Source organism: Pseudoalteromonas sp. PS5, from assembly GCF_004103255.1.
Classification (GTDB): Bacteria; Pseudomonadota; Gammaproteobacteria; order Enterobacterales; family Alteromonadaceae; genus Pseudoalteromonas; species Pseudoalteromonas peptidolytica.
In genome coordinates this window covers 1-22,405 of the sequence record NZ_RCSQ01000185.1, presented here as the reverse complement: position 1 = coordinate 22,405, position 22,405 = coordinate 1, and the positions used below count along the sequence as shown (strand labels likewise).

22 protein-coding genes and 1 tRNA gene are annotated in these 22,405 nt (G+C 42.9%); 10 read left to right on the top strand and 13 right to left on the bottom strand.

The genetic code is table 11. From position 1 onward, the window contains the following. Positions 1-51: 51 nt before the first annotated feature. From D9603_RS19500 to dnaQ, 3 genes are all read right to left on the bottom strand, one after another. Positions 52-128 (bottom strand) — tRNA-Asp (locus tag D9603_RS19500). 110 nt (positions 129-238) lie between these two features. Beyond that, the gene (locus D9603_RS19495) at positions 239-1,609 is read right to left on the bottom strand and encodes a TIGR03503 family protein (protein WP_128732555.1); all 1,371 of its coding nucleotides are present in this window, start codon (positions 1,607-1,609) and stop codon (positions 239-241) included. Positions 1,610-1,659: 50 nt separating this feature from the next. Beyond that, positions 1,660-2,370 (bottom strand): DNA polymerase III subunit epsilon, encoded by a 711-nt coding sequence (dnaQ, locus tag D9603_RS19490; RefSeq protein ID WP_128732554.1) that lies wholly within the window; start codon positions 2,368-2,370, stop codon positions 1,660-1,662. Positions 2,371-2,439: 69 nt separating this feature from the next. Here dnaQ and rnhA point away from each other — a divergent pair, with 69 nt between their 5' ends. Beyond that, positions 2,440-2,910, top strand: a complete 471-nt coding sequence (gene rnhA / locus D9603_RS19485; protein ID WP_125252324.1) for a ribonuclease HI — start codon at positions 2,440-2,442, stop codon at positions 2,908-2,910. A 62-nt stretch (positions 2,911-2,972) separates the two neighbouring features. Here rnhA and D9603_RS19480 read toward each other — a convergent pair whose 3' ends face one another. After that, the gene (locus D9603_RS19480; RefSeq protein WP_125252325.1) at positions 2,973-3,722 is read right to left on the bottom strand and encodes a class I SAM-dependent methyltransferase; all 750 of its coding nucleotides are present in this window, start codon (positions 3,720-3,722) and stop codon (positions 2,973-2,975) included. Between the two features lie 52 nt (positions 3,723-3,774). On the opposite strand from D9603_RS19480, the gene gloB reads away from it, so the two are divergent. Continuing rightward, positions 3,775-4,542 carry a hydroxyacylglutathione hydrolase gene (gene gloB, locus D9603_RS19475; protein ID WP_128732553.1) on the top strand — a complete coding sequence of 256 codons (768 nt, stop codon included), beginning with the start codon at positions 3,775-3,777 and terminating at the stop codon, positions 4,540-4,542. Between the two features lie 223 nt (positions 4,543-4,765). Continuing rightward, entirely contained in the window at positions 4,766-6,340 is a 1,575-nt protein-coding gene (locus D9603_RS19470; RefSeq protein WP_128732552.1) for a LysM peptidoglycan-binding domain-containing protein, read from the top strand. Positions 6,341-6,552: 212 nt separating this feature from the next. Here the strand turns inward: D9603_RS19470 and D9603_RS19465 are convergent, their stop codons facing one another. From D9603_RS19465 to D9603_RS19455, 3 genes are read right to left on the bottom strand one after another with little or no spacing between them, the layout of a single operon-like run. Continuing rightward, positions 6,553-6,996 carry a flavodoxin gene (locus D9603_RS19465; protein WP_125252328.1) on the bottom strand — a complete coding sequence of 148 codons (444 nt, stop codon included), beginning with the start codon at positions 6,994-6,996 and terminating at the stop codon, positions 6,553-6,555. Beyond that, positions 6,996-7,730, bottom strand: a complete 735-nt coding sequence (gene truC / locus D9603_RS19460; protein WP_128732551.1) for a tRNA pseudouridine(65) synthase TruC — start codon at positions 7,728-7,730, stop codon at positions 6,996-6,998. The genes D9603_RS19465 and truC overlap by 1 nt, the downstream gene beginning before the upstream one ends. Beyond that, positions 7,730-8,077: a YqcC family protein gene (locus D9603_RS19455; RefSeq protein ID WP_241651724.1), complete on the bottom strand. Its 348-nt coding sequence runs from the start codon at positions 8,075-8,077 to the stop codon at positions 7,730-7,732. The genes truC and D9603_RS19455 overlap by 1 nt, the downstream gene beginning before the upstream one ends. Positions 8,078-8,203: 126 nt before the next feature. On the opposite strand from D9603_RS19455, the gene D9603_RS19450 reads away from it, so the two are divergent. Both D9603_RS19450 and D9603_RS19445 read left to right on the top strand, forming a co-directional pair. Further along, positions 8,204-9,232 (top strand): DUF3549 family protein, encoded by a 1,029-nt coding sequence (locus tag D9603_RS19450; protein ID WP_128732550.1) that lies wholly within the window; start codon positions 8,204-8,206, stop codon positions 9,230-9,232. Further along, positions 9,233-9,538, top strand: a complete 306-nt coding sequence (locus D9603_RS19445; protein ID WP_125252331.1) for a DUF3301 domain-containing protein — start codon at positions 9,233-9,235, stop codon at positions 9,536-9,538. A gap of 965 nt (positions 9,539-10,503) precedes the next feature. Here the strand turns inward: D9603_RS19445 and D9603_RS19440 are convergent. Then, positions 10,504-11,136, bottom strand: coding sequence for a GNAT family N-acetyltransferase (locus tag D9603_RS19440; protein ID WP_128732549.1), 633 nt, complete (start codon positions 11,134-11,136; stop codon positions 10,504-10,506). A 498-nt stretch (positions 11,137-11,634) separates the two neighbouring features. On the opposite strand from D9603_RS19440, the gene D9603_RS19435 reads away from it, so the two are divergent. The 3 genes from D9603_RS19435 to D9603_RS19425 all read left to right on the top strand — a co-directional run bounded on the left by D9603_RS19435 (position 11,635) and on the right by D9603_RS19425 (position 12,987). Next, positions 11,635-11,862 (top strand): DUF2789 domain-containing protein, encoded by a 228-nt coding sequence (locus tag D9603_RS19435; RefSeq protein WP_125252333.1) that lies wholly within the window; start codon positions 11,635-11,637, stop codon positions 11,860-11,862. A 91-nt stretch (positions 11,863-11,953) separates the two neighbouring features. Continuing rightward, positions 11,954-12,214 carry a hypothetical protein gene (locus tag D9603_RS19430; protein WP_125252334.1) on the top strand — a complete coding sequence of 87 codons (261 nt, stop codon included), beginning with the start codon at positions 11,954-11,956 and terminating at the stop codon, positions 12,212-12,214. Continuing rightward, positions 12,214-12,987, top strand: a complete 774-nt coding sequence (locus D9603_RS19425; protein WP_125252335.1) for a Zn-ribbon-containing protein — start codon at positions 12,214-12,216, stop codon at positions 12,985-12,987. The genes D9603_RS19430 and D9603_RS19425 overlap by 1 nt, the downstream gene beginning before the upstream one ends. A gap of 43 nt (positions 12,988-13,030) precedes the next feature. On the opposite strand, the gene syd is transcribed toward D9603_RS19425, so the two are convergent. Continuing rightward, positions 13,031-13,582 (bottom strand): SecY-interacting protein, encoded by a 552-nt coding sequence (gene syd, locus D9603_RS19420; RefSeq protein ID WP_128732548.1) that lies wholly within the window; start codon positions 13,580-13,582, stop codon positions 13,031-13,033. Between the two features lie 115 nt (positions 13,583-13,697). Here syd and queF point away from each other — a divergent pair, with 115 nt between their 5' ends. Continuing rightward, entirely contained in the window at positions 13,698-14,543 is an 846-nt protein-coding gene (gene queF, locus D9603_RS19415) for an NADPH-dependent 7-cyano-7-deazaguanine reductase QueF (RefSeq protein WP_128732547.1), read from the top strand. Between the two features lie 106 nt (positions 14,544-14,649). On the opposite strand, the gene D9603_RS19410 is transcribed toward queF, so the two are convergent. From D9603_RS19410 to D9603_RS19395, 4 genes are read right to left on the bottom strand one after another with little or no spacing between them, the layout of a single operon-like run. Further along, positions 14,650-15,513, bottom strand: a complete 864-nt coding sequence (locus D9603_RS19410; RefSeq protein ID WP_128732546.1) for a peptidylprolyl isomerase — start codon at positions 15,511-15,513, stop codon at positions 14,650-14,652. Between the two features lie 2 nt (positions 15,514-15,515). Then, positions 15,516-16,337 carry a transporter substrate-binding domain-containing protein gene (locus D9603_RS19405; RefSeq protein ID WP_128732545.1) on the bottom strand — a complete coding sequence of 274 codons (822 nt, stop codon included), beginning with the start codon at positions 16,335-16,337 and terminating at the stop codon, positions 15,516-15,518. Continuing rightward, positions 16,334-19,993 (bottom strand): translocation/assembly module TamB domain-containing protein, encoded by a 3,660-nt coding sequence (locus tag D9603_RS19400; protein ID WP_128732544.1) that lies wholly within the window; start codon positions 19,991-19,993, stop codon positions 16,334-16,336. The genes D9603_RS19405 and D9603_RS19400 overlap by 4 nt, the downstream gene beginning before the upstream one ends. After that, positions 19,993-21,729: an autotransporter assembly complex family protein gene (locus D9603_RS19395; RefSeq protein ID WP_128732543.1), complete on the bottom strand. Its 1,737-nt coding sequence runs from the start codon at positions 21,727-21,729 to the stop codon at positions 19,993-19,995. The genes D9603_RS19400 and D9603_RS19395 overlap by 1 nt, the downstream gene beginning before the upstream one ends. Before the next feature lie 239 nt (positions 21,730-21,968). Between D9603_RS19395 and D9603_RS19390 the strand changes: the two genes are divergently transcribed. Then, complete coding sequence (locus tag D9603_RS19390; protein ID WP_125252342.1) at positions 21,969-22,298, top strand: ribonuclease E inhibitor RraB; 330 nt, start codon at positions 21,969-21,971, stop codon at positions 22,296-22,298. The last annotated feature ends 107 nt before the right edge of the window (positions 22,299-22,405 follow it).

The following is a 22,405-nucleotide window of genomic DNA, read 5'->3' as shown; positions in this document are numbered from 1 at the left end:
AACCAACTGAACTACCACTCCAGCGCGACTTATTGATACTACGAAGAAATTTGGCGGAGTGGACGGGACTCGAACCCGCGACCCCCGGCGTGACAGGCCGGTATTCTAACCAACTGAACTACCACTCCGCGTCATATTCTTGCAGTGTTTGCTGTAAGGTGTGCTCCCTGACAGCGGCGTGAATAATACGAATGACCCCCTCATGAGTCAACCGTTTTTTGAAAAAAAACCGTGTTTTTTAGTTATCTTTCATCGAAAGGTTCAAAATATCACCTGATTTATCATTTTTTGAACCATTTGCAGTTGTGTTATTTTCATCTTCCCCCAAATCATTCAGATCAATCACTTCTTCTGTTTTCTTAAAAGGGTTCTTTAGTGCGGGTAATTTAATCTTTATTGGTTTTTTCTGAACAAAAACTCGGATCGCAAGCCAACCAATGAGTAAAACCACAAGGTTACCTGCCACAATAATGCTAATTAATAAGCCTGTACTGATTGTTGGTTCTGGCTCAGGCTCAGGCAGTGCTGTTTGCGGTAATTGCGGCGCTTCTAATTCTGGCACCTTTTCTATCGGTCTTTCTATTTCAAAGTTATAGTTTGGTAATGTCGCCATAAACTCACGACCATTGATGTTTTCTCCAAATGCTGAAATCTCAACGCTATATCGTCCCCAATCATAGTTTTTTATTGCAAGCTGGCGATACAGACGTTCTTGTTTGTCTAAAGTGAACATCTGCTCTTCACCGTTAGGGTAAAAAATCTTACCTTGCAAAATGATTGTTTCTGGCTTCACCACCGACTCATCAATAGAGATGGTGAGGCCATGTTCAAACTCATTCTCTCCCGCTAACATCAGTTCAAAATTAAATGGTGGCTCTGCAATTATAATTGGGGGCTTGATGACTCTACGTTTGAGAATGGGAGTTTCTATAAAAAACTCAGGTTGCCACTCGCCTGCCGGAAAGTTAAGTTTAAACTCCCCAGTAAAAATACCGTCTAGTGGTCTTTCGTCGAACTCTCGACCATCATCTTTAAAATCCGTTACGCTTTGTGTACCAGCACCAAAGTTTGCATATTCATCATTATTGGTGCTAGAAAACTCAACATATAATGTAACGACATCCCGAAAATAGCCAACTTCAATTGGCTTGTCGTCATTGGTAACACGCCCTGTTACCTTTAGTACTTCACCACGAAAAAGAAGTGGCGGTAACGCCTCTACCTCAAGCTCAATATCTCCAAGTACCATGATCCGACTGTTTTTTTGAATTTGCCCAATCACTTGCCAAGGGCCCGGAGTGGGGTTTTTTAAGATGATCAGATCATAGCTAACTTCGTCATACCACTGTAAGGCGTCGTTATCCAACGAGCTTGTTGCATAGTATTTGCTACCATCTGGTTTTACCAATACAACAGCAGGCGTACCAGGAGCTCGAAAAAATAGCAGTGTTATTTCTTCAATGTTATGGTCAATTCGAAAACGGTTATCTAGCAGCGGAATTTCATTTGCCTTGCCATCTCGCTGTAGCATGGTAATTTGCGGTGTTTGCGCACTCACCACCATACTGACAAACAAAATAAGCACCAAAAAAAGCCGATGTAAAACCATGCATTAACCTTAATATCACTTTGGTGGAAAAGTTGACTGTATCTCTATCGCTATTGTTGCCACAGACTTTGCCCGCAAGCTTTATTGACCAGCTCCAAGCGTTCTGAATGTGCTAACTCTTCATCGGCAGAGGCGCGTAAAACTTTAAGCGCAGGACGATTACTATCCAATCGAATAATACTTCCAGCTGAATTAGCTTGGTTACCTTTGTTCTGGTTTGCCAAATTCAGCTTTTTTTGTCCTCCTGTCATCGACAGGTAAACATCTGCTAAAATCTCGGAATCCAGCAAAGCGCCGTGTAGCGTACGCTTTGAGTTATCGATATCGTAGCGTCGGCAAAGTGCATCGAGGCTATTTTTCTGGCCTGGGTGAAGATCTCGTGCCATTACGAGAGTATCTAGCACTTGGCAATATTCATGGGTTGCCGGAAAACCTTGGTTTAGTTTAGCAAACTCGTGATCCATAAAGCCGACGTCGAACGGTGCGTTATGAATAACAAGCTCTGCCCCTTTAATATAGTCAAAAAACTCTTGAGCAACTTGATGAAAAAATGGCTTGCCACGTAAAAACTCATTGGTAATACCGTGAACGTCAATGGCTTCTTCTTCAATGTCACGTTGGGGGTTAATATAAACGTGGAAATTATTACCCGTTAGTCTGCGATTAACCAGCTCAACACAACCTATTTCAATGATCCTATGTCCTGCTTTCGGATCAATACCTGTGGTTTCTGTATCCAGTACTATTTGCCGAGTGTGCATATCGTTGCTCGCTTAACTTTGCTATTATTTTACCCTATTCGCACATTTTACATAAAAATAGGCAATTCAGTGCAAAAAACCGTAGAGATTTATACCGATGGCTCATGTTTAGGTAACCCAGGTCCTGGAGGTTATGGTATTTACCTTTCCTATCAAGGGCATGAAAAAGAAATGAGTGAAGGGTATAAACTCACCACCAATAATCGCATGGAGATGCTCGCCGCTATTGTTGCACTTGAAACACTAAAGCGCCCATGTGAAATTACCTTGTATACGGATAGTCAGTATGTGAAGCAAGGCATAGAATCGTGGCTAGAAAACTGGAAAAAACGCAATTGGAAAACCGCGGCGAAGCAACCGGTTAAAAATGTAGATTTATGGCAGCGGTTAGATGCTGCAACTAGCCGCCACACAATCCAGTGGCGCTGGGTAAAAGGTCACGCAGGAAACAAGTACAATGAACGGGTTGATGACTTAGCGCGAGAGGCTGCATCAGGTTCTAATCTACTTGTAGATGAGGGCTACGAGGCCAGTATTTGATACGCCCTCAGGAGCAGTGTTCCCTGTACCTGCTCCATTAATAATTAACTTGAGTCACAAAGCTACTCTTTATCTTGACAAGTTTGTCTAAGCCCAGCCCCTTTGACTGCTGGTGTCCACTTAGGTTTGACGTGCCACTTAGGTTTAATGGGCGTCAGAGGCATTACTCGCTTTCTGGCTACCAGCATATACACACTACCCATCGGCTTTAAGTAATGTCGACAAAATCGCCGCCAAGGGGCAAAACGAGATAATCTCGACCCACGTGCCAACGAAGCATGAATAAAGCGCTCATCAGCAACGATTTCAAAACCAAGTAAATCTAGCCAGTCTTTTACTCGCGATGGCGTAAAAAAGCGTCCTGACCAGGGCAGCTTTTCTTTGCTGAATGGCAACATTTGCGCTACGCCACAAAGACTGAATGGGTTAAAGCCTGAGATAACAATATAGCCACCAGGAATTAATGTCCGATGGGCTTCTCGTAGAATATGATGTGGGTCGGAGTGATACTCTAAACATTGACTCAAAATACACGCATCTACCGAATTCTCATAAAATGGTAGCTCATCAATTTCGGCAAAGACCCCCACATGCTTACCTTGCGGCGCAACACAAACTTGATGTTTAATGGGACTTGCAGAGGTATCCATTTGACCACTCAAACACCCCAGCTTTAGCATGTGATAGCCGAACATTCTCGGTAACCATTCATCCAGTCGTTTTTGGATCCCTACTTTTAAGTAATCACCGTGAGGGAAGTCATGCCACTCATCCGGTTTAGGTCCTTGTAAAAAACTTAACGCTGGTTTCATTTACTAAGCTCGTTATACTGATGTTATTAATCACTTTATAGAGCATTGCGTTATGGTGCAAGTCGATGCAATCAAAGCATTTGATGATAATTATATTTGGGTGATAAAAGACCCTACCAGCTCAAGCTGCTGGGTCGTCGACCCCGGTGACGAAAAACCTGTTTTAGATTACTTAAATCAACAAAACCTTACCCTTGAAGGCATCTTGGTTACTCACCACCATTGGGATCATACTGATGGCATCGCACCACTGCTCACGAGTTTTCCACACCTTCCCGTGTATGGGCCAAAAAACGGCAAGTATCAAGGGATCACGCGTCCACTCGTAGAGCACGATACCATTACCCTAGCTGGTATTACCCTAAAAGTTATCGCCACACCGGGACATACGTTAGATCATATTTGTTATGTTAATAACGAGGTCGCCTTCACTGGAGACACTCTGTTTAACGCAGGATGTGGCCGGTTATTTGAAGGGACGCCTGAGCAAATGTGGCACTCATTTAATAAACTCCTCTCTCTCCCTAACTCATGCCAAGTTTACTGCACACATGAGTACACTCTAGCTAACTTAGCATTTGCCCACGCCGTTGAGCCAAATAACCTCGCACTCACTGAGTATCATCAACAAGCGCAAAAACTGCGCCAAGCTGGTAGAAGCACTATTCCGACTACCATTGGTCAGCAAAAAGCCATAAATCCATTTGCACGCGCGGCTAAAGCTGACATTCTTACATATACACCTAGAGAGTTTATCAGCAATGACAGCACACCCGAAGCTCACTTTGCTGCTTTGAGAAAGTGGAAGGATAACTTTTAACATATTCAACAGTGACTCAATGTAACGTCAATGGCTAGCTATTTGGCGTTACCTTGCTTTATCTCCACTGGAAAACCATTTATTTCTCGCGCTCACTACGAAGTGCTGCTTGCGTCATATTTAGACGGCTATAAAGAAAATAGCAAAGAAGCTTTAAATGCAGATACAAACTCGGTAGTATTGCCGAGTTTTTGTCCGAACCTCCAAACGAAAGAACGCATTTATGAAAAAGCTCGCCCTCGTTGTTGCATCTGCAACAATTTTAAGTGGTTGTGAAATCACCCAAGAAACTCCCTTAGAGACTGCAACAGAGCAAGTTAAGCAGGCTAATTTAGACCATGCGAGCCCTTATGATATCTCTCAGACACTGAGTACCTCATGGCAAGATGAGGACGAAGAAGTTGCCCCTGTATTTGACGATGTATGGGAGCGGATCCGCTATCAGCTCTCTATCGAAGTACCACAAAACCGCCCAGTAGTTGCTGAACGTAACTATTATCAACGCCACCAAGCTTACTTAGACCGTATAGCTAAACGCGCAGAGCCATACCTTTACTACATTGTAGAAGAAGTAGAAAAGCGCAACATGCCAGTAGAAATTGCTTTGCTCCCAATAGTAGAAAGCGCTTTTGACCCTTTTGGATATTCTCATAGAACCGCTTCTGGTATTTGGCAGTTCATGCCCCAAACAGGTGAGCGCTTCAACTTAAAGCAAAACTGGTGGTATGACGGTCGCCGTGATATTGTTGCCTCAACACAAGCAGCACTTGATTACCTCACCTATCTACATAAAACATTAGAAGGTGACTGGCTCAATGCCATTGCAGCCTATAACTCAGGTGAAGGCAGATTGCTAAGAGCCATCAGAAAAAATCGAAAAAAGCACCTTCCTACTGATTTCTGGTCTCTTGATTTACCAAGAGAAACCACCGCATACGTACCAAAGTTACTCGCTTTGTCAGACCTGCTGAAGCGCTCAGATGAATTCAAAGTGACTTGGCAGCCGATTATTAATGCACAAGTTGTAGATACCGTTGAGGTAGGCTCCCAAATCGACTTAGCTCTGGCGGCAGAAATGGCAGACATATCTTTAACCGAACTTTATCGCTTAAACCCAGGCTTTAATCGCTGGGCAACCGATCCTGATGGTCCGCACCAGTTGCTATTACCGATGGAAAAAGTCGATGCCTTTAAAGATAAGCTAGCAAAAACCGAAGTTAAAGATAGATTACGCTGGCAATATTATACGGTGCAAAAAGGCGATAGCCTGTCGGTCGTCGCAACTAAGTTCAATACCAGCATTGGCGCTATCCGCTCACTCAATAATGTAAACGGAAACATGATACGTGTTGGCCAAAAGCTCCTTGTGCCACTGAGTGACGGTGAATTACAAAGCGAACATTTACCACCTGAAGTACGCCTAGCCGCTAATAAAGTGACGAAGCAAAAGCTAAGTCATACTGTGAAACCTGGCGATACCTTGTGGGATATTAGTCGCGAGTACGATGTCACTGTGAAGCAGTTGGCCAGCTGGAATAAGTTAAAAACTAATGCGGTACTACGCTTGGGTCAAAAGCTCACAGTGTTTAAAAGTGAAAAAGCACCTCGCCAAACAGCACTCGTTGATACGCAGCGTACAATTACCTACAAAGTGCGAAAGGGTGACTCGCTTGCCCGTATTGCTACTAAGTTTAATGTAAGCGTCAATGATATTGTAAAATGGAATAATTTAGCTGGGCAAAAGTACCTTCAGCCGGGTCAAAAACTAAAACTAACCGTACAAACTAAACGAGTGTAATACCAATTATCTTAATTAAGTGGTCTATTTTGAGGCGAGAAAATCTTGTCGACAACTAGGCAAAAATTTTGCGATTTAGTTGTTCTAAATAAGAAGTTTTTAACGCTGTTAGCGTCAGATTTACTCCCTCAAATTGAGCAAGTATTAAGTCTAATTGGTATAATACCCGTTTATAAGCAAAGATAGAAATAGAGCCTACGGGCTCTATTTTCTTATAGTTTGTCGGCTAGTGACTGTAGCCAAGGCTTAGCTGGTTCCCATGGCTCAAAATGCTCACAAGCATCGATATCCAAACGTGCTTGCACCCGAGTCGCATTTAATTCCTCGACCAAGGCGTCAATCTGCTTTCCTGCGCCACAATAGGTATCACCGTAACTCCTATCCCCTAACGCAATCACTGCTACTTGCTTACCAGTGAGCATCGGAAACTCACTTTGCATCTGCAAAAACAGAGGTAATAAATTATCCGGAATATCACCTGCGCCGGTTGTCGACGATATAAACAAAATATTCTCGGCTTGTTTTAGATCCGCTAAGGTTGCAGGCTCAACCACATGTGCTTCATGTCCAGCTTGGTTCAAAAGCTCAGCGCTATCGTTTGCCAAGTTTTCAGCATTACCATACATACTACCCACAAAAATAGAAATTTTTGCCATTATATATAATCCTTCTCATTGTCTGACCACCCTAGGCGAGAAAATACAGCGAGCGTATCTTCTCCGAGATCGGCGGTAATTGAAATCTCAACGTTGGTGTAAGGATGAACAAATTCCAGCCGTGTTGCAAATAACATTAAACGACGTAGGCCAAAGTGTTCAACGAAAAAATGATTATGCTTGTTATCACCGTGGTTCACATCACCAATAATGGGATGTGTTAAGTGATTTAGATGACGCCTGATCTGATGTTTACGCCCGGTATGTGGAAAACACTCAACCAAAGAGTAACGAATACTCGGATATTTACCAAAAGCTATTGGCAATGTAGCTTGCGCCAAACAGTTGACCTGTGTTTGGGCTTCTTGCGGTGCTTTATTCTGATCGGCAAATTTGTCCGCTATCTTATCCAACTCTTCTTTTAACGGCTTATCAACAAACTTAGAGTCAGGTGCAAAGCCACGTGTTAAGGCCAAATAACGCTTTTTAATTTTACCTGCAATAAAGACTTCATTCATCGCTCGTGCAGCCTCTGAACTCAGTGCAAACAGCAGTACACCAGATGTAGGTCTATCTAAACGATGAACAGGAAATACATGTTGATCGAGCTGATCACGTAGCATCTGCATTGCAAATTGGGTTTCACGTTTGTCTAAAAAAGAGCGATGAACGAGTAACCCAGATGGTTTATTGATGGCAACATAGTGTTCATCTTGATACAAAATTTCAAGCATTAGCACTCCTTTGCAAATGTACTATCTAAATTTTTCAAGCACTGATGCACAGCATTAAAATATAGGTGGTCACTTAATACCATTTCAGCCATTGGTGCAATGGCCATGTTGGTCGGGAGTGCCTCGCCTTTTGCCACCATATCCCGTATTTTGTTCAAAAATACAAACTGCAACCACTGCTCGAATGCCATGGTATCGCAGCAAAATGGTTCAACAGAGGACAAGGCTTCTGCTGAAATCGGTGAATCTTGCCAAAGACCAGCCGCTTTCAAACACGCTTCTAGTTCGTCTAACTGAATTAATACTTCCGAGTTCATCGGTACTTTCTCATTTTCAATTTTAGACATTATAACTATATGCGTGATCACTCAGCCAGCCAATTCTCGCATCTGCCCTTTTTATGAGACTTATCAGTACCAATAAAAACCGCTATAATTGCCGCTAATTTCAGTATCAGTAACAACAGAGTATTCATGACAGCGCAAATCTCTACTTTAGGTGAACTATTAACTAACGCCGGTACACAGTGGCGTGTATACGACATAGGCCGTCGCATCACAAAAATCGACAAAAAGCAATTTGCGCAAATTGAAAATACTCAAGCCCCTTACCCATACCCTTTAGCTGGCCACGCTATCATGGCGATTCAGTTTTGGGATAATCAAGCAACTGTTGACCCCTATGTTTGGTTCTTAAAGTTTCCACTGGATGAACAAAGTAAGTTGATCATCGCCAGCAGAGATCATTTTGCTTCAATGGTGATCGAAGCCTTGGGCACTCAATTAACCGGAGAGGCCGCACAAGGGAAACTGGACAACAACCCCTATATTTTTACCCCTAACGCGAACAAACTCGCTGCGTTCAATGCACTATTAAAGCGTGATCTTAATCGCCCAGCCTCTCAATATTACGAGCACGCCGAACTCTACTTTTCTGGCAAGCTTGGATTCGATCGTTGGCAAGAGATAGCGCTACAAGGTATTGCAGACTTCGCTCTACGCCTAGACCATGGCCAAAACTCAAGCAACCTGCAACAGGCATGGCCTATTTTGCCTGTAGAAGTTAAGACCCCATTAGCAGCCATGCTTGAACACGTTACTGTCTCAACAACGCAAACCGAAGACTTTTTAGCCGTTTTAGCTCACGCCTGCCAAGAACAAAATAAGGATGCCGTAGTCACTAATTTACGCGCGATGTCGGGCAGTCATGCACTTGGTTTAATCGCACAGGCAGTAGATACGATTTTAGCTTCTGAACTGGCCACCGATGCAGACTGCTTGCTCACTATTGCAGGTCGTACTTGGGAAACACTCACCGATCAAAATAGACTACATAGTTATTTGGAGAAAGCCGCTGAGCACGATCAAATTGATGGTCTTTTCAGCAGTATTTTCGCAGATTTAGTTGCAATCCCAATGTTACGCCCACATGTTTTAGGAATAATTAGGGCAGAGAATCGTAGTGATACTTTGTCACGTGCAATTGGAAGGCTATTTTCTTAAATGACAACACTCTGGCTTTTTATCATCGTATCATCTGTTATCGCGCTATTTTGGTATAGTCGTCAAATCGCAGAAGCCGCAACTAGACACGCCCAGCATCAAGCCGAGAGCTTGCAAGTGCAATTATTAAGTGTAGCTTGTACAAAACGTAGAATTGGTGTGTTGAAAAACGGCAAACTAGGTATAAAGAGCCAGTTTATGTTCGAATTTAGCTCTGACGGTGAGTCAGCCTATCAAGGTAAGCTTTACTTAGAAAATGAAAGGTTGGTACGAAAAGAGTTGCCAGCGTATAGGGTCACCAGCTAATTTTGCATTTACGATTGTTGACGTATCGATAGGGAGTTTTTACAAAAATAAAAAACCAAGGCGCCAGCCTGTTTGCCGCGCCTCAATCCTGACGTTTATCCCAAGAGGTATCCAATTCCTCTGCTTTACCACTAAAAAGCAATCCGCCAATTTTTCATCCCCTGAACGGATATGTACTCCGACTTACCCTTGCCTCATCCTTGTATCGTCCATTCGCACTTCCAGTGCTGTTTCCTTTTAGCCACCTTGGCCTCCACTTCGCGTCCTGCGCTCCTACGCCAGCTTGGCTCCACTTCACACTATCCTTATGTGCTCCATTTACAACATCCTATGTTACTTATCCACTTCGTAGTCATCCTGACCACGCTCCCTCATCCTAAAGCCTTGCTCATCCTTATTTATCTTCCTTGTTCCACTTCGCTTCCCGCGCTCCTTGTCATTCCTTATGACTCCTTATCCCTAATGAAGCTCCGCTTCATACTCTCTTCCTAGAGTTCCATCCTTCCTTGCCTTATGTACTACTTCCTTCTGTTGTCGTCATATTCCTTATCCTTTGACGCTGAGCTCCTGCTCTTGTGTTTCCTTACATTGTTAAGTTTACGGGGTTCTTAATTTTTTGGCAGATAGGCTCAGACAATCTTTTTGCTGTAATTTTAAAGCAAAAAACATAATTTCTTTTATAAATAATAAGATAGACTTTGAAAACACACCAAACTCGGTATGACAAAACGCCTTTACCCACATTACCGTAGGAGATATCTCACACAACAATTTCCGTTGTTGCTATTTCACTGAGACTTAAGACACGACGTAGTTATTTACACTTAGAAGCTTGACGCAAGTTCGTAGTTGTTTCTTGATATCAGAGATGTGTTTACAGCAGCCAAGCCATTGCAAACACATTCAATGAAGGTAGTAAGGGGCAACAATAACTAGAAAGGAAAGGTGCAATCCAAATGCAAAAGTTACTTTTTCTTAAACAGCAGCGTCCCCTCAACACTACTAAATACAAAGTTTTTTACAATGTGGTAGTCATGTGCTGTAAAGAACGCTAAGTGGTCTTGCTGTGTGATAAACACAGCCATACCTGTGGTCTTATCATGCTGCGATAACAAGTCATCTAAGGCTGTTAGTAAGTAATGTCCATACCCCAACCCTTGAACATGTGGGTCAACAGCAATAAAAGATAAGAAGTGATACGGCTCATGAGCTTGCAACTCCTCTCTAATTACTCTTTCCTTTTCAATAAGCTGTTGCGTCTGTAAGTACCCAGCACTCATCATCAGCCTAAGTCGCCAATGCCATTGCCGACTCGCTTCTAACTCATTACTATCGGCGATAACACAGGCCACTGCCATCAGCCTAGCTTGGTTATATAATCCTACTAAAGGTTGGCCGGTGTGACCAAATGCTGATAGTTCCTCTCGTATTAGCGCTCTGAGCTTTTTCTCAAAGCTAGCTTCGTGCTTTGCTTGCAACACATGCTTTAGCAAAGGGTCATCATGATACGCTTGGTACAATACGCTTGCTGCTACATTTATATCTTCTGGGCTTAAGAACTTTACTGCTAAATTATCCATTTTAGTTTGTACTGACATAGCCGAACCTTATTATTGATTATTGACACAGTTGACCAGCTGAAGCCGACTTCAACAGCGTTTACGCTATGATTGATTTGACACAAGTCATGCTTTATTCAGCCATAAGCGGTTATATTGTACTCTCTTGGCTTACTAGTTGATCAATTCGAAGGAGTAACCTTCACTAAGAATTACTTTTTAAAACAGCTAAATAGCGAGTTTTAACCTTGTCGAAATCGCCACAAAAATATTGCTGTGCGCAAAATATTGTCGCGGGGCTATAGACAAGATTGACCGCCTTAAAGGAGGCCACTTAAATTAAGCAAATTGTTATTAGTTGCGATATTCACACCATGACTTTTTACCCATGATGACTTGCTAAAGGGTTGGCAACCACCTTTACTATAGTTAACCAAAACTTGGAATGACAACTTGTACTTTCACAACGGTTATACCAACAGTAGTAAGTTTAATAAGCCAAAGTAAGTAAAACTCAATTAAATGAGGGAGTACGATATGGATACAAGCCGCCACACAATGAGCACATTATTTGCCCAATTAGGGCTAGATAATGATCCAAAATCAATCGATGGTTTTGTTAAGCAGCATCGCCTTCCTGACGAGATGTTACTGAGTCAGGCACCATTTTGGAATGAAGGCCAACGGCATTTTATTGAAGAGTCGTTGCGGGAAGATGCGGACTGGAGTGAAGTGATTGATGAGCTTGACGCTATGTTAAGGTAACCTCTTGTTATTAACTTGGGTGCCTGGCAAATAGCGCCCAGCATCACATGGTGATATGATCTCTTTCTTGTTTCTGGATTCAGGAAGATTTATGCACCCAGTTGTTGCCAACGCCATTAAGAAGTTAGTAGACAGTGGAATCACGCCAACCGTTGCGTTGACCAAGAGTAAACTAACTCAAAGTGTTGCAATGCCCGATATCATTGCGGGTATTGCGGCTTATAAACAAGATCCCACTTGTATAGAAGACTCTCAAGCAATTGACAAGCCCACAGCCCCTGCTTCTCAGAGCCAATTAGACCGCATAGAAGCAAAACTGGATAAGCTTATCGAATTATTGGAGAAGTCATAGTGTTTGTCATTGATCTCATCTTTGATTGCTACGAGGAAACTACCTTAGATGCCGCCGAACAAGCAATCAACCGTGTTGTAAATGCGCTGCGCTTCAATGGTCAAATTATCGGTGATGAGTTCCCAACAGTACTCAAAGAGGGATATTTCATCACTCGAGTCATGTGTCCTGAGGAAGACTCACTACACCCCCTTAATCATAGTCCTTTCGTGAAATTTGCCATTGATGAGCTCCAAAAATCAGGCTTACTTGCACCTAAGGTTAAGGTGATTGGTCAAGACATCCACGCCAATAGTGCCGACGCTTGCCAAACACCGTCTAGCTACATCCTCTATACGACTTATGTTCATACCTGTAGTCCGTTATATTGTGGCGATGATTTCTTACCTGTACCGCTCTATAAAATCCCAGCCATAGCCAATGGCGACTACAAGGCGCTGATAAAATGGAAAGAGGATTGGCAAGCCTGTGATCAGATCCAGATCAATGGTGCTACACGCTGTGAGTTTGCTGCGCTTGAGGAAATATCTAGTACCGACAGTGACCTATACAGAAGAGGAATGGATTTAAGTAAGCGTATTCGCTACCTCACTCAAAAGCCAGTTTACTACTATCTTTATCGAGTAGGTGGAGAAAGCCTTGCGACTGAAAAAGCACGAAAGTGCCCAAGTTGTAATGGTGAGTGGTTATTGGAGTCTCCTTGGTTTGGGCTGTTTGATTTTCGCTGCGAGACGTGTCAATTAGTTTCCAACATCTCTTGGGACTTTCAGTAATACCATATATGGCATAAGGAGCCTAGGCTCCTAGCTCGTTAATTTACTCTGGATAATTCGCAATCAAGCAATCTACAAACTCTGCGATTGAGTCTGCCAGCACATGATGTTGTTTTTTCCCAACAAATTCCAGCCCAACTTGCCCCGTCGACACATCCACTGACACCAATAAGTCATCAGCTTCGGTTAATCCAATAAATACTGTATCTGGCTGCTTGAGTCTGCGTTTCATTAAGATGTGCCCTGTGATATTTTGCTGAAGTCTATCAAAGTCATCCGCATTCCACGCCTGAAGTAACTCAATTTTTTTACCATCTATGAAGGCTGTTATATTACCTGAAAAAAAATCCCCATATAGTGTATTCAAACCGTCAGGAAATTGTGTTTCAAGTGCTTTTGCTAACTCGTCAAAAGTCCCCTTAGGATTGCGCTCGACAGCTTGCCAATTAATCTTATTGAGTTTATTAGGCTCACCTTGCTCGCACGGGCTTGGCCAGGCTTCGTCATATTCTGTACTCGGTAATGCTTTAAATGTGCGGTGATAATAATCCGCATGGGCTTGATGAAGGCATGCCATATTCACAGGCTGAGTCATAAGTAAAGCTCTCTTTATTTTCTGTTCACATTTTTAGGTAATACCGTCAAGGGGGTATTAATCCTCAAGTGAACATTCGCTATAATATGAATATTGTAACGAGATTTGAGTTAACATGACAGACTACAACAATGCACCAGAGCTGCAATCTTCTGTGCTTGGTAAAACCACAGAATATGCCAGTGTTTATACCCCGAGTTTACTTCATCCAATTGCACGAAAGCTTAATCGTGACCAAATTCACGTAGACGAAGCTGAGCTACCATTCAAAGGTGAAGATACGTGGACAGGTTATGAGTTATCTTGGTTAAATACTAAGGGCAAACCACAAGTCGCCGTTGCAACCTTTGTTTTTCCTTGCCAGAGTTCTCATATTATTGAATCAAAGTCATTCAAACTTTACTTAAATAGCTTTAATCAAAGCCGATTTGATTCGATGGAAGTAGTGCGTCAAACACTGACAGAGGATTTATCCGCAGCTTCAAACAGCGAGGTTAACGTCACACTTTTTGGCGCTGGTGAATTTGATTGTATTCCATTCTCATCATTACCTGGTGAGTGTATTGACTCTCTTGATATAGAAGTAGACACCTACACACCAGACCATAATTTACTTAAATTAGCGTCTGATAAAGTAGTGCAAGAGACGCTTCACAGTCACTTGCTCAAATCAAATTGCTTAATCACTTCACAACCTGATTGGGCGAGTATCGTCATTAGTTATCAGGGCAAGCAAATTGATAAGGCCGCGTTACTTAAGTATCTGATTTCGTTTCGTGATCATAACGAGTTTCATGAGCAATGCGTAGAGCGTATTTACTGCGAGCTGTGGCGCACATTTAATCCTGAGAAACTCTCGGTATATGCGCGCTATACTCGCCGTGGCGGATTGGACATCAATCCATACCGCTCAAACGAGCAAAATAAGACACCTTATACCGTGCGAACTAACAGGCAATAATATCAACTCCATTACGCAGTTTGCGATAGGTGCAAACTGCGTAATGGGCACCGATTAAGATAAAAAACAGCAAATAGCGACGCTTTATCCCAAGCCATAAGTGATCTTAATTTGCCGCCTCTTGCATTTCTACAGGGACGAGCACCGAACATACATCAGTATGGTTTGGAGTATCGACAAACCACTCACCAGCTCTATTTTTACGCGCTGATATTAACTCTGCAAATACCTCGGTGTCCGTTCTTAGTCGCTTGAACGTTGGTGCATTTTTTACATCCGCAAGTACTGAGACACCTTCGATCACATTATAAGCTTGTCCCGCCACTGGCTGGCGCTTTAGCTGCTGTACATGTTCCATCCCAGATAGCAACTGACCAAATACGGTGGTATTTTTGTCAAGATAGCGCTGCGGTGTGAGGGTGATATAAAACTCAGTACCGCCACTGTTTACATCATTGCTTCTTGCCATTGCAAAAGCACCAACACAGTGGGTCATCCACGTTTTTGTACCAGATTGATTTTGTGCCACCGCAAATCCATTTCGAAAGCCTGTACGAGGAGCGTAACCATCTACAGCCTGCACAGAGGTAATCGGTAACCCTGTGTCGGTGCTATGGTAAAACTCCGCAGCGATCGTCTTTTTTCCTTTTTGGGGAATTTTTTTATCTGACATGTCTCCCCCCTGTGCAACAAAATTTTCGACAAATCGATACATATTTAAATTGGTATAAAACCCTTCTCGCGCTAATGCCTTGATATTTGCTACATGGTTAGGTGCAAGTTCAGAATTTAGTGAAATGTACACCGGCCCCGTTTGTAATTTAATTTTTAAGATATTTTGAGGGTCTAACTCCTGCCAATCCGACTTTTTTGCTCCCGCAACAACTTCTGATGGTGACTTTGTATATGGCGTTGCCGCCACGATGGATGAAGCAGTAATACATACGGTGAGAATTAAGGCCTTTTTCATTATTATTTTCCTTGTGTGTGCCAGTAATGCGGTATTTCTAGCGGCGCGCTTGGTGGCAAAGTTGGATTACTCAATTCTATAATTGTTTTATTTTCGAGATCTAGTGCTTTGACTCGGCTAGAAAAGTGTTTTAAAAACAGCGCTTCAAACTTACCATCTTGTAGCGCTCGTTTTAGACCTTTTTTAAGCTGTTCATATAACAGCTGATCATCATGGGATACAAAAAAGTAGACGGCAGAAGGGTAATAAAATGCGACATAGTGATCTGCGTGTAAGCGCGGATCACTGAGTGCGCTTTCAATACTGACAAAATCGCTGGGTAAAATATCAAATCTTTTTTTAGCTAACATTTCATAGCCACTTTGCTCTTGCGAAAACGACATGACATGAAGCCCATTTTGCTCAAAAATTTCATGATCCGGCCAATCACTACGAAGACCAAACGTAAAGCTTCGTAAATCACCAATGTAACGTATAGCACTGAGTGCGTGGCGATTATCTCGATGTACTAGCGGGATCCGATAACCTAATAAACCTTTGACTAACGGAATACGAATGGCTCTTGCCGCTTTTTCACGTTGAGAGTTAGTCACCAGCCAACTAACATCTACCCCAGACTTTTTCCCAAGTAACCTGATAGCTCGCGCTTGCGACACCACATTGCGCACCGACACTATTTTGCTCGGCGTTTGTTCATAAGATAAAGCTAAGGTCAATAATTCGACAATATAAGGATCTGCGCCAATACTGATCCGTATCACCCTAGCTTCTTGAGCAACCGCTGGTAACCACAATAAGCTAAATGTCAGTATCAACCACTTCATTGTTGATCCCAATCGAACTTATATAGAAAATCTATGCTGTTATATAACCCACTGGTTGCTTCTACATAAAACTTAGAAAAAACCCGATAGCGCAATGCAATTTCATTAATTGATTCAAACACACCCACTCGATAACTTATTTGTATATTGGGGGTAAGATAGCCTGACACTTCAACTTGTGTATCATCACCACTGCCTTTAGCTGATAAGTTAACGTCGGAAAAGCCGAGTGATTCACCAGCCTTGCTAAAAAAGCTTTCGCTTCGATCAATTCCTTGTGAGAGTAAAAATTGAGTGAGGAGCGCATTATTTGAAGTCTCTGACTTTCCTAGCGGTTGGCCGTTTAGTAAATATGATAATGCTTTAGCTTGATCCATGGTGGGCTCTGAAAACACAACTAAACGCGGTGAAGTAATACTACCGGTTAACTCTACTCCAGCGGTTACATCATTCGCTGTAGTCACTGGATTTCGGATCGCACGAATATTTAAATAGGGCTTATCTAACGCACCATTAAAGCCAATTTGCCCTGTACGGATAAGTAAATCTTGGCCAAACGCTCGGTACTTTCCTTCTCTGAGTTGCAGCTCCCCAGTTGCTAACATCGGCGTTGTTATTTGTTTATCAACTTCGATAGCACCAGTAACAAAGCTATCTAAGCCCAGAGCATTAACCCTAAAGTTATCACCAACTATTAGCTCTAAATCTATTTCATGCTGGACAGGCACTGACATTGGCTTTTTTACCTTAGCATCGACAATAATTTCATCGTCGCTTGGTGAGGTTACGCCCGCAGGCAATGACTCGATATTCACTCGACCAAATGGCACTAAAATCTCTCCAAAGACACGTGCTACTTTGTCTTTATAAGACAGCGTTAAATCAGGATTTGCCGTTAACTCTATTCGCGAACTCGGCTGTAAATATAATTCATCCCCCTGCATACTCACTTTAGCGGATAATTCCGATGACCAATCAGCGTCACCTGTGAGTACTAATTTACCGCCTTTGGTAGCATTAAGCTCGGCCTTGAGCTGTGCAGACGTTGTATTAAAATCGAGATTTATACTGCCTTCGTCGATTTCTATCGGCAAAGAGTCAGATGACATAGATAAATGTTGAGCACTCAGCTTACCATTAACCTCAGGTGCCAATAGTGTGCCTGCAATATCTATATCTCCAGACACCGTGCCCTGAAGATCAAAGCTTTGATCTGTTACTCGATTTAATAAAGTAGACAACTTGGCCAGCACGATAGACTCGACTTTAATCTTTCCGACCAGCGTTGGAGTCTGCTTATTTAGCGGTAGACGCGTCGTACCACTGAATTTACCTAGTGTCTCAGACATCATACGCCAATCGGCATTGAGTTGTTTGTTATCGGTTTTCAGCTGTGCTTTAAACTCAGAAATTGAAACTCTTTGACCATGTGTAGCAAGCTCTACATCAACGATATTTAGCTCACCATTTGCACGTATTATCTGACCACCTTTCCATGCAAGTTTTGCTGTAGCATGGGTTTGCCCATTTAACGCCAATTCATTTGGTAACCAAGCTTGTAATGTAGCCAGCGCTAATTTATCAAGTTTAAACTCTGCTTTTCCTTGTCCACTTTGCTGCTCGGCGGCGAAACACAGCGTGCTATCCGCCATTTTCCAGCACTGTGATGCAACACGCTGAGCAGATCCACTTAGCACAATTACAGCTGGGTTTTGGAGTGTTATCGTTTGACCCGAAGCGGTGATTTCACCTGACGATAATTCTCCATACCAAGCTGACTGCTGGGTCTTACCACTGACTTTTAGACTGGCAACGACGCGCTTATCACGAACATCCAATGCGATATTATGCTGCTTTTGATCTCCTTTCACCGTAAGGTGAATACCTTCAAACACTTCAGTGTCGATATGCAGGCGATCTAAAGCCAATTTCATTTGACCAGACAGCACATTGGCTATATCAACTTTCCCGTTTGCCGCCAAACCGTGTAATGTTTTATCCTGATAACGTAACAAATCAAAATACAGTTCAGTCTGAATGCTCGGCTTTGTATGATCACCCCGAATAAAAACTTCACCGCCACCCACAATATCCGCAGGGAACAGCGCGTTTGCTGTTTGCTCCAGCTGTAGATCAAGATGTAAATCTAGCTGCTGCCCAAGCTCACCACTTAAGATGAGCTTATTTTTGCCATAAGTTAAATGTGCATGACTCAGCTCGCCGAGCAGACTTTGGTCAACAGTAAACTTAACTTCTGCCTGTATTGGCAATCCAGCAAGTTGTCCTTCTGCTGTAAAGCGCTCGATATTAACCTGCCACTGCTCTGCGTGGCTGGAAAAGCCCAGAGCAAACTGGCCATTTAACACATCATCTTCGACCATCTCTACATTCGATGGTAGCAGGCTTAGCAACTTATCTATGGGCAGCTGAGTAAAGTCTCCTTTTGCGCTGGCTTTCAGCCCAGTCTGCCAATTTATCTCTCCAGACACCTCGGCCTGAGCTTTGTTGAGTAAAAGCGCGCCTTTAGCCAAGACAAATGCGTCTATCCCTCCGTGACCATCAAGTGTAGCGCTAATATCACCAATAGACTGCGCATTAACAGCCAACGATGTAGACATTTTATAGTTTGTAATGTCTCCTTGTAGACTAAGGGTGGCACTTTTCAGCGCCACTGGCTTTGCAGGGGTAAGCCACTTTTCAACTTTTCCTTGCAACGTAAACGGCCAATTTTTTTGCGTTAAGTTTGCATGCGCTTGCATCGATGAAAACACCGCACCTTTGGTGTTCAGTGAGAGTGTTAAGTTATGCGGTTGACCTACTAGGCTGGCAGTTATTAGTCCTTGCGGTGCGCTCATCGTGGCATCTAATGTCACCATCCAGTTATCTAAGGCGATGTCTGCCGCTGTTGATAAGAACCATTGCTGATAGTTGAGCTGCGCATGTTGCACTTTCACGGTCTCAGCCAGCTCGACTCCAGAGACTTTTATATTAGTGATTGTCTGTTCATCAATGGAGAGCCTGTTGAGTGTCAATTCACCTAGCATCGCTGTAAACGGTAACGCTACTTTTGGCAATTGCAGTGGCGCTATTTCACGTAATGGTGCTGATGCTTGAGCAGAAGCTGGCGGCTTAGCCACTTTGGTGTTTATCAGCACCGAGTCAATAGATAAAGCACTGACATCAATATGTGAGCCTGCTCCTGATAGCTGCGTATCAAAATTATGTACCTGTACATTAAGCTCAGGTGTCTTAAGTGAGAGCTGCTGAATTTGAGCCTGCTGAATGGCAAATGAAAATGGCAAATCAAGCATGCTGCTTTGGGAAGGTTGCGTATCACTTTTACTGATAGATTTTTGTTCTACTGCTATCGTCTTAGCATCTACAGACAGACACACACTAGCGCAGCTCCACCACGCCAGAGCTATCTTGGCGTCTTTAAGACGAACATCTATGTTTTCATTCTGGTAACGTAAGTTCAGATTTGCACCCGACAACAAACGCTTGTCTATCCCCTTTATCTCAAGGCCTGCAACTGATTTATTCGCGACCCAAACTAATAGCTGTTGCCCGAGTAAAGTAAAGCATAAACAAACTAGCAGTATAAACACACTGATTGAGGCGGTGATAAGTTTGATTTTGAAGCGTCTAAACTGCATTAAATTTCAGGCCCTATGACAATACTAAGACGAGTACTTTTACTTTCTTTGGTAAGCCCCCACGCATGGTCTAGGCGGATTGGGCCTACTGGTGTTAGGTAACGAAAACCAAAACCAGCACCGACTTCCCAAGCATCGGAGAAGTCATTCGTTGCAGTCCCTGCATCAATGAATAACGCCGCTCTCCAACTTGGGTGAAATTGGTAATTGTATTCCAAAGTGCCTGTTGCCAGGTACTTACCGCCTAAGATCCGCCCCTCGTCATCTCGTGGACCGACTGACTCGTAGGCAAAGCCACGGATACTCTGATCGCCGCCTGCCAAGAAACGGTGAGTGAAGGGTATTTTATCGATATCTTTAGTCACGATGGCACCCAGATCGATACGGCCAAAGAACAAATGCCTAGCCTCCACACTTCTTAGCCACTCATTGTTCCAACGCACTTTTAACATGTTCGTCGAGGACAATAAGGAGTCAGCAGCTCCCTCTATGGAAATTAACCTTTTATTACCCCAATACGGCAGCGCGCCACCTTTACTCTCCTTTTTTAAATAGCTGACTCCTGGTATCAACATTTCGGTTTTTTGCGTTTCACTTTTTTGCTCTGTAGATTCATGTTCACGCTTGATAAATGCTGTTCTTATCCAATCATCATCGGTTAGCCACTGCCGCTGTACCTGTACATTCCAGATCCGGCTATCAATACCCTCAGTAACATCATCTTGTAATTGATACCCTCCTAACACCCGCCATAAATCATCGTTTGGGTTTTCCACGGGAATAGTGTAGCTAGCTGTAATATCCTGTTGCTTCTGAGAGATCCTAAGGTTTGATTCAAAAGAGTGACCCGACTTTGTGATCCACGGTTTAACCCATTTAAAACGTGTTTTGGCGCCAACATCATCGCTATATCCTGCGCCTAACTCAAAGCTATTTGCAGGCTTGTCTTCAACGTGAACACTCACTGGAATTTGCCCACTGGCACGCGCTTTTAATAATGGGTATACCTTGATAGCGCTAAAATAGGGGGTTTCATTTAATGCTAGATTAAAATCAGATAGTAAACCTGCCTCAAACGGCTGTCCTTTGGAAAAAGGACTCAAAGAACGGATATAATCAGCAGCTTTGGTGCTTCGTTCAATCGTCAAACCACCAAACTGATAGCGTATTCCTGTGTCCAATAAAAGTCGAACTCCAGCGTATCGATTGCCTTGATGTATGATCAGCTTAGATTCTTGCCATTGATAGTCAAAATACCCTAGCTCCAGCAGTTCACTTTCTAAACGACTTTTCGTTGCTTGGTAATCGCTATGATCCACCTGTTTACCGATACGTACAGGCACATCTTCTATCAAAGCTAACAACTCAGCGTTTGCTTTGCCTTCACCGATGAGATCAATATTCACCGTTTTCCATTTTAATGGCGCCTCGAGCTTTATAGTAACAGCAACGGCTTGGCTATCTTCACTAAACTGTATCTCAAAATGATAGTAACCCAAGGCATTTAACGAGCGGCGTATATCCGCTCGCATAGACTTGAGGACTCGCGGCGTTTTTGTTTTACCTTCATACCCTTTCAAAAAACCCAATACATTATTTTTTACCGTGCTGTTATCTAGGTTAACCACAATACTGGTGATATGTTCTGCTTCTGGACGAGACTCGGTTTCTACCGCAAAAGCAGAGAAGCAACATGTTAACAATATAATTTTCAGACAAAGAAGAAACGGCTTCATTAAAATAATACGACCTAAATATAGCGACTTAATAACATAGGTAGTGTCATTGTGCTTGTGAAATTGGAGACTGTAAAACGACTTTTAGAATAAAGTGTTATTTTGCCGCCCTTAACCTGAACATCGGGTTTATTTTATGATATTGCCGTCGTTGCTATCACACATTTATTTACAATCATGCTTTTTATTTTGTTACAGATGACGGACAATAGCGATAATTGAACCTGCAGAGTAAAATTATGCAATTCCCAAATGATGATAATGGCGAGCTTCTTGCCGAGATTGCCGCTGCTGGCGTTGACTTAACGCAGATGCAGAATATTGACTTTTATATTCTCTTCGAAAAAGCAGATGATGCAAAACGCTTCATCGACACTATTGAAAAAGATGAGCTAGCGCCTAAAACCCAACTACAAAAATGCCCAGATACCGGTGTGTGGGAAGTGGTCACAACAGTAACTATGGTGCCGCTACATGAACTGCTTAGCCAAACAGAGCAGTACCTAGAGAGCATCGCAAATGAGCATGAAGGCTATGGCGACGGTTGGGGGTTGATGGCTGACGAATAGCAGGCTGTTATCCCAATTATCTTAAGTAAATATCTTGTCGATAACTACGATACCGCACCATGCTACCGCCAAGGTACCTACATCGATATAGCCTGAATAATACCAAT

What these genes read in the sequence shown, in the direction of transcription:
- D9603_RS19455 (WP_241651724.1), bottom strand. Translation starts at nt 8,077, where the DNA reads ATGTCTAAAATTGAAAATGAGAAAGTACCGATGAACTCGGAAGTATTA.
- D9603_RS19430 (WP_125252334.1), top strand. Translation starts at nt 11,954, where the DNA reads ATGCACCCAGTTGTTGCCAACGCCATTAAGAAGTTAGTAGACAGTGGA.
- D9603_RS19495 (WP_128732555.1), bottom strand. Translation starts at nt 1,609, where the DNA reads ATGGTTTTACATCGGCTTTTTTTGGTGCTTATTTTGTTTGTCAGTATG.
- truC (WP_128732551.1), bottom strand. Translation starts at nt 7,730, where the DNA reads ATGCTTGAAATTTTGTATCAAGATGAACACTATGTTGCCATCAATAAA.
- dnaQ (WP_128732554.1), bottom strand. Translation starts at nt 2,370, where the DNA reads ATGCACACTCGGCAAATAGTACTGGATACAGAAACCACAGGTATTGAT.
- syd (WP_128732548.1), bottom strand. Translation starts at nt 13,582, where the DNA reads ATGACTCAGCCTGTGAATATGGCATGCCTTCATCAAGCCCATGCGGAT.
- D9603_RS19480 (WP_125252325.1), bottom strand. Translation starts at nt 3,722, where the DNA reads ATGAAACCAGCGTTAAGTTTTTTACAAGGACCTAAACCGGATGAGTGG.
- queF (WP_128732547.1), top strand. Translation starts at nt 13,698, where the DNA reads ATGACAGACTACAACAATGCACCAGAGCTGCAATCTTCTGTGCTTGGT.
- D9603_RS19400 (WP_128732544.1), bottom strand. Translation starts at nt 19,993, where the DNA reads ATGCAGTTTAGACGCTTCAAAATCAAACTTATCACCGCCTCAATCAGT.
- gloB (WP_128732553.1), top strand. Translation starts at nt 3,775, where the DNA reads ATGGTGCAAGTCGATGCAATCAAAGCATTTGATGATAATTATATTTGG.
- D9603_RS19410 (WP_128732546.1), bottom strand. Translation starts at nt 15,513, where the DNA reads ATGAAAAAGGCCTTAATTCTCACCGTATGTATTACTGCTTCATCCATC.
- D9603_RS19450 (WP_128732550.1), top strand. Translation starts at nt 8,204, where the DNA reads ATGACAGCGCAAATCTCTACTTTAGGTGAACTATTAACTAACGCCGGT.
- D9603_RS19395 (WP_128732543.1), bottom strand. Translation starts at nt 21,729, where the DNA reads ATGAAGCCGTTTCTTCTTTGTCTGAAAATTATATTGTTAACATGTTGC.
- D9603_RS19445 (WP_125252331.1), top strand. Translation starts at nt 9,233, where the DNA reads ATGACAACACTCTGGCTTTTTATCATCGTATCATCTGTTATCGCGCTA.
- D9603_RS19435 (WP_125252333.1), top strand. Translation starts at nt 11,635, where the DNA reads ATGGATACAAGCCGCCACACAATGAGCACATTATTTGCCCAATTAGGG.
- D9603_RS19405 (WP_128732545.1), bottom strand. Translation starts at nt 16,337, where the DNA reads ATGAAGTGGTTGATACTGACATTTAGCTTATTGTGGTTACCAGCGGTT.
- D9603_RS19390 (WP_125252342.1), top strand. Translation starts at nt 21,969, where the DNA reads ATGCAATTCCCAAATGATGATAATGGCGAGCTTCTTGCCGAGATTGCC.
- D9603_RS19470 (WP_128732552.1), top strand. Translation starts at nt 4,766, where the DNA reads ATGAAAAAGCTCGCCCTCGTTGTTGCATCTGCAACAATTTTAAGTGGT.
- D9603_RS19440 (WP_128732549.1), bottom strand. Translation starts at nt 11,136, where the DNA reads ATGTCAGTACAAACTAAAATGGATAATTTAGCAGTAAAGTTCTTAAGC.
- D9603_RS19465 (WP_125252328.1), bottom strand. Translation starts at nt 6,996, where the DNA reads ATGGCAAAAATTTCTATTTTTGTGGGTAGTATGTATGGTAATGCTGAA.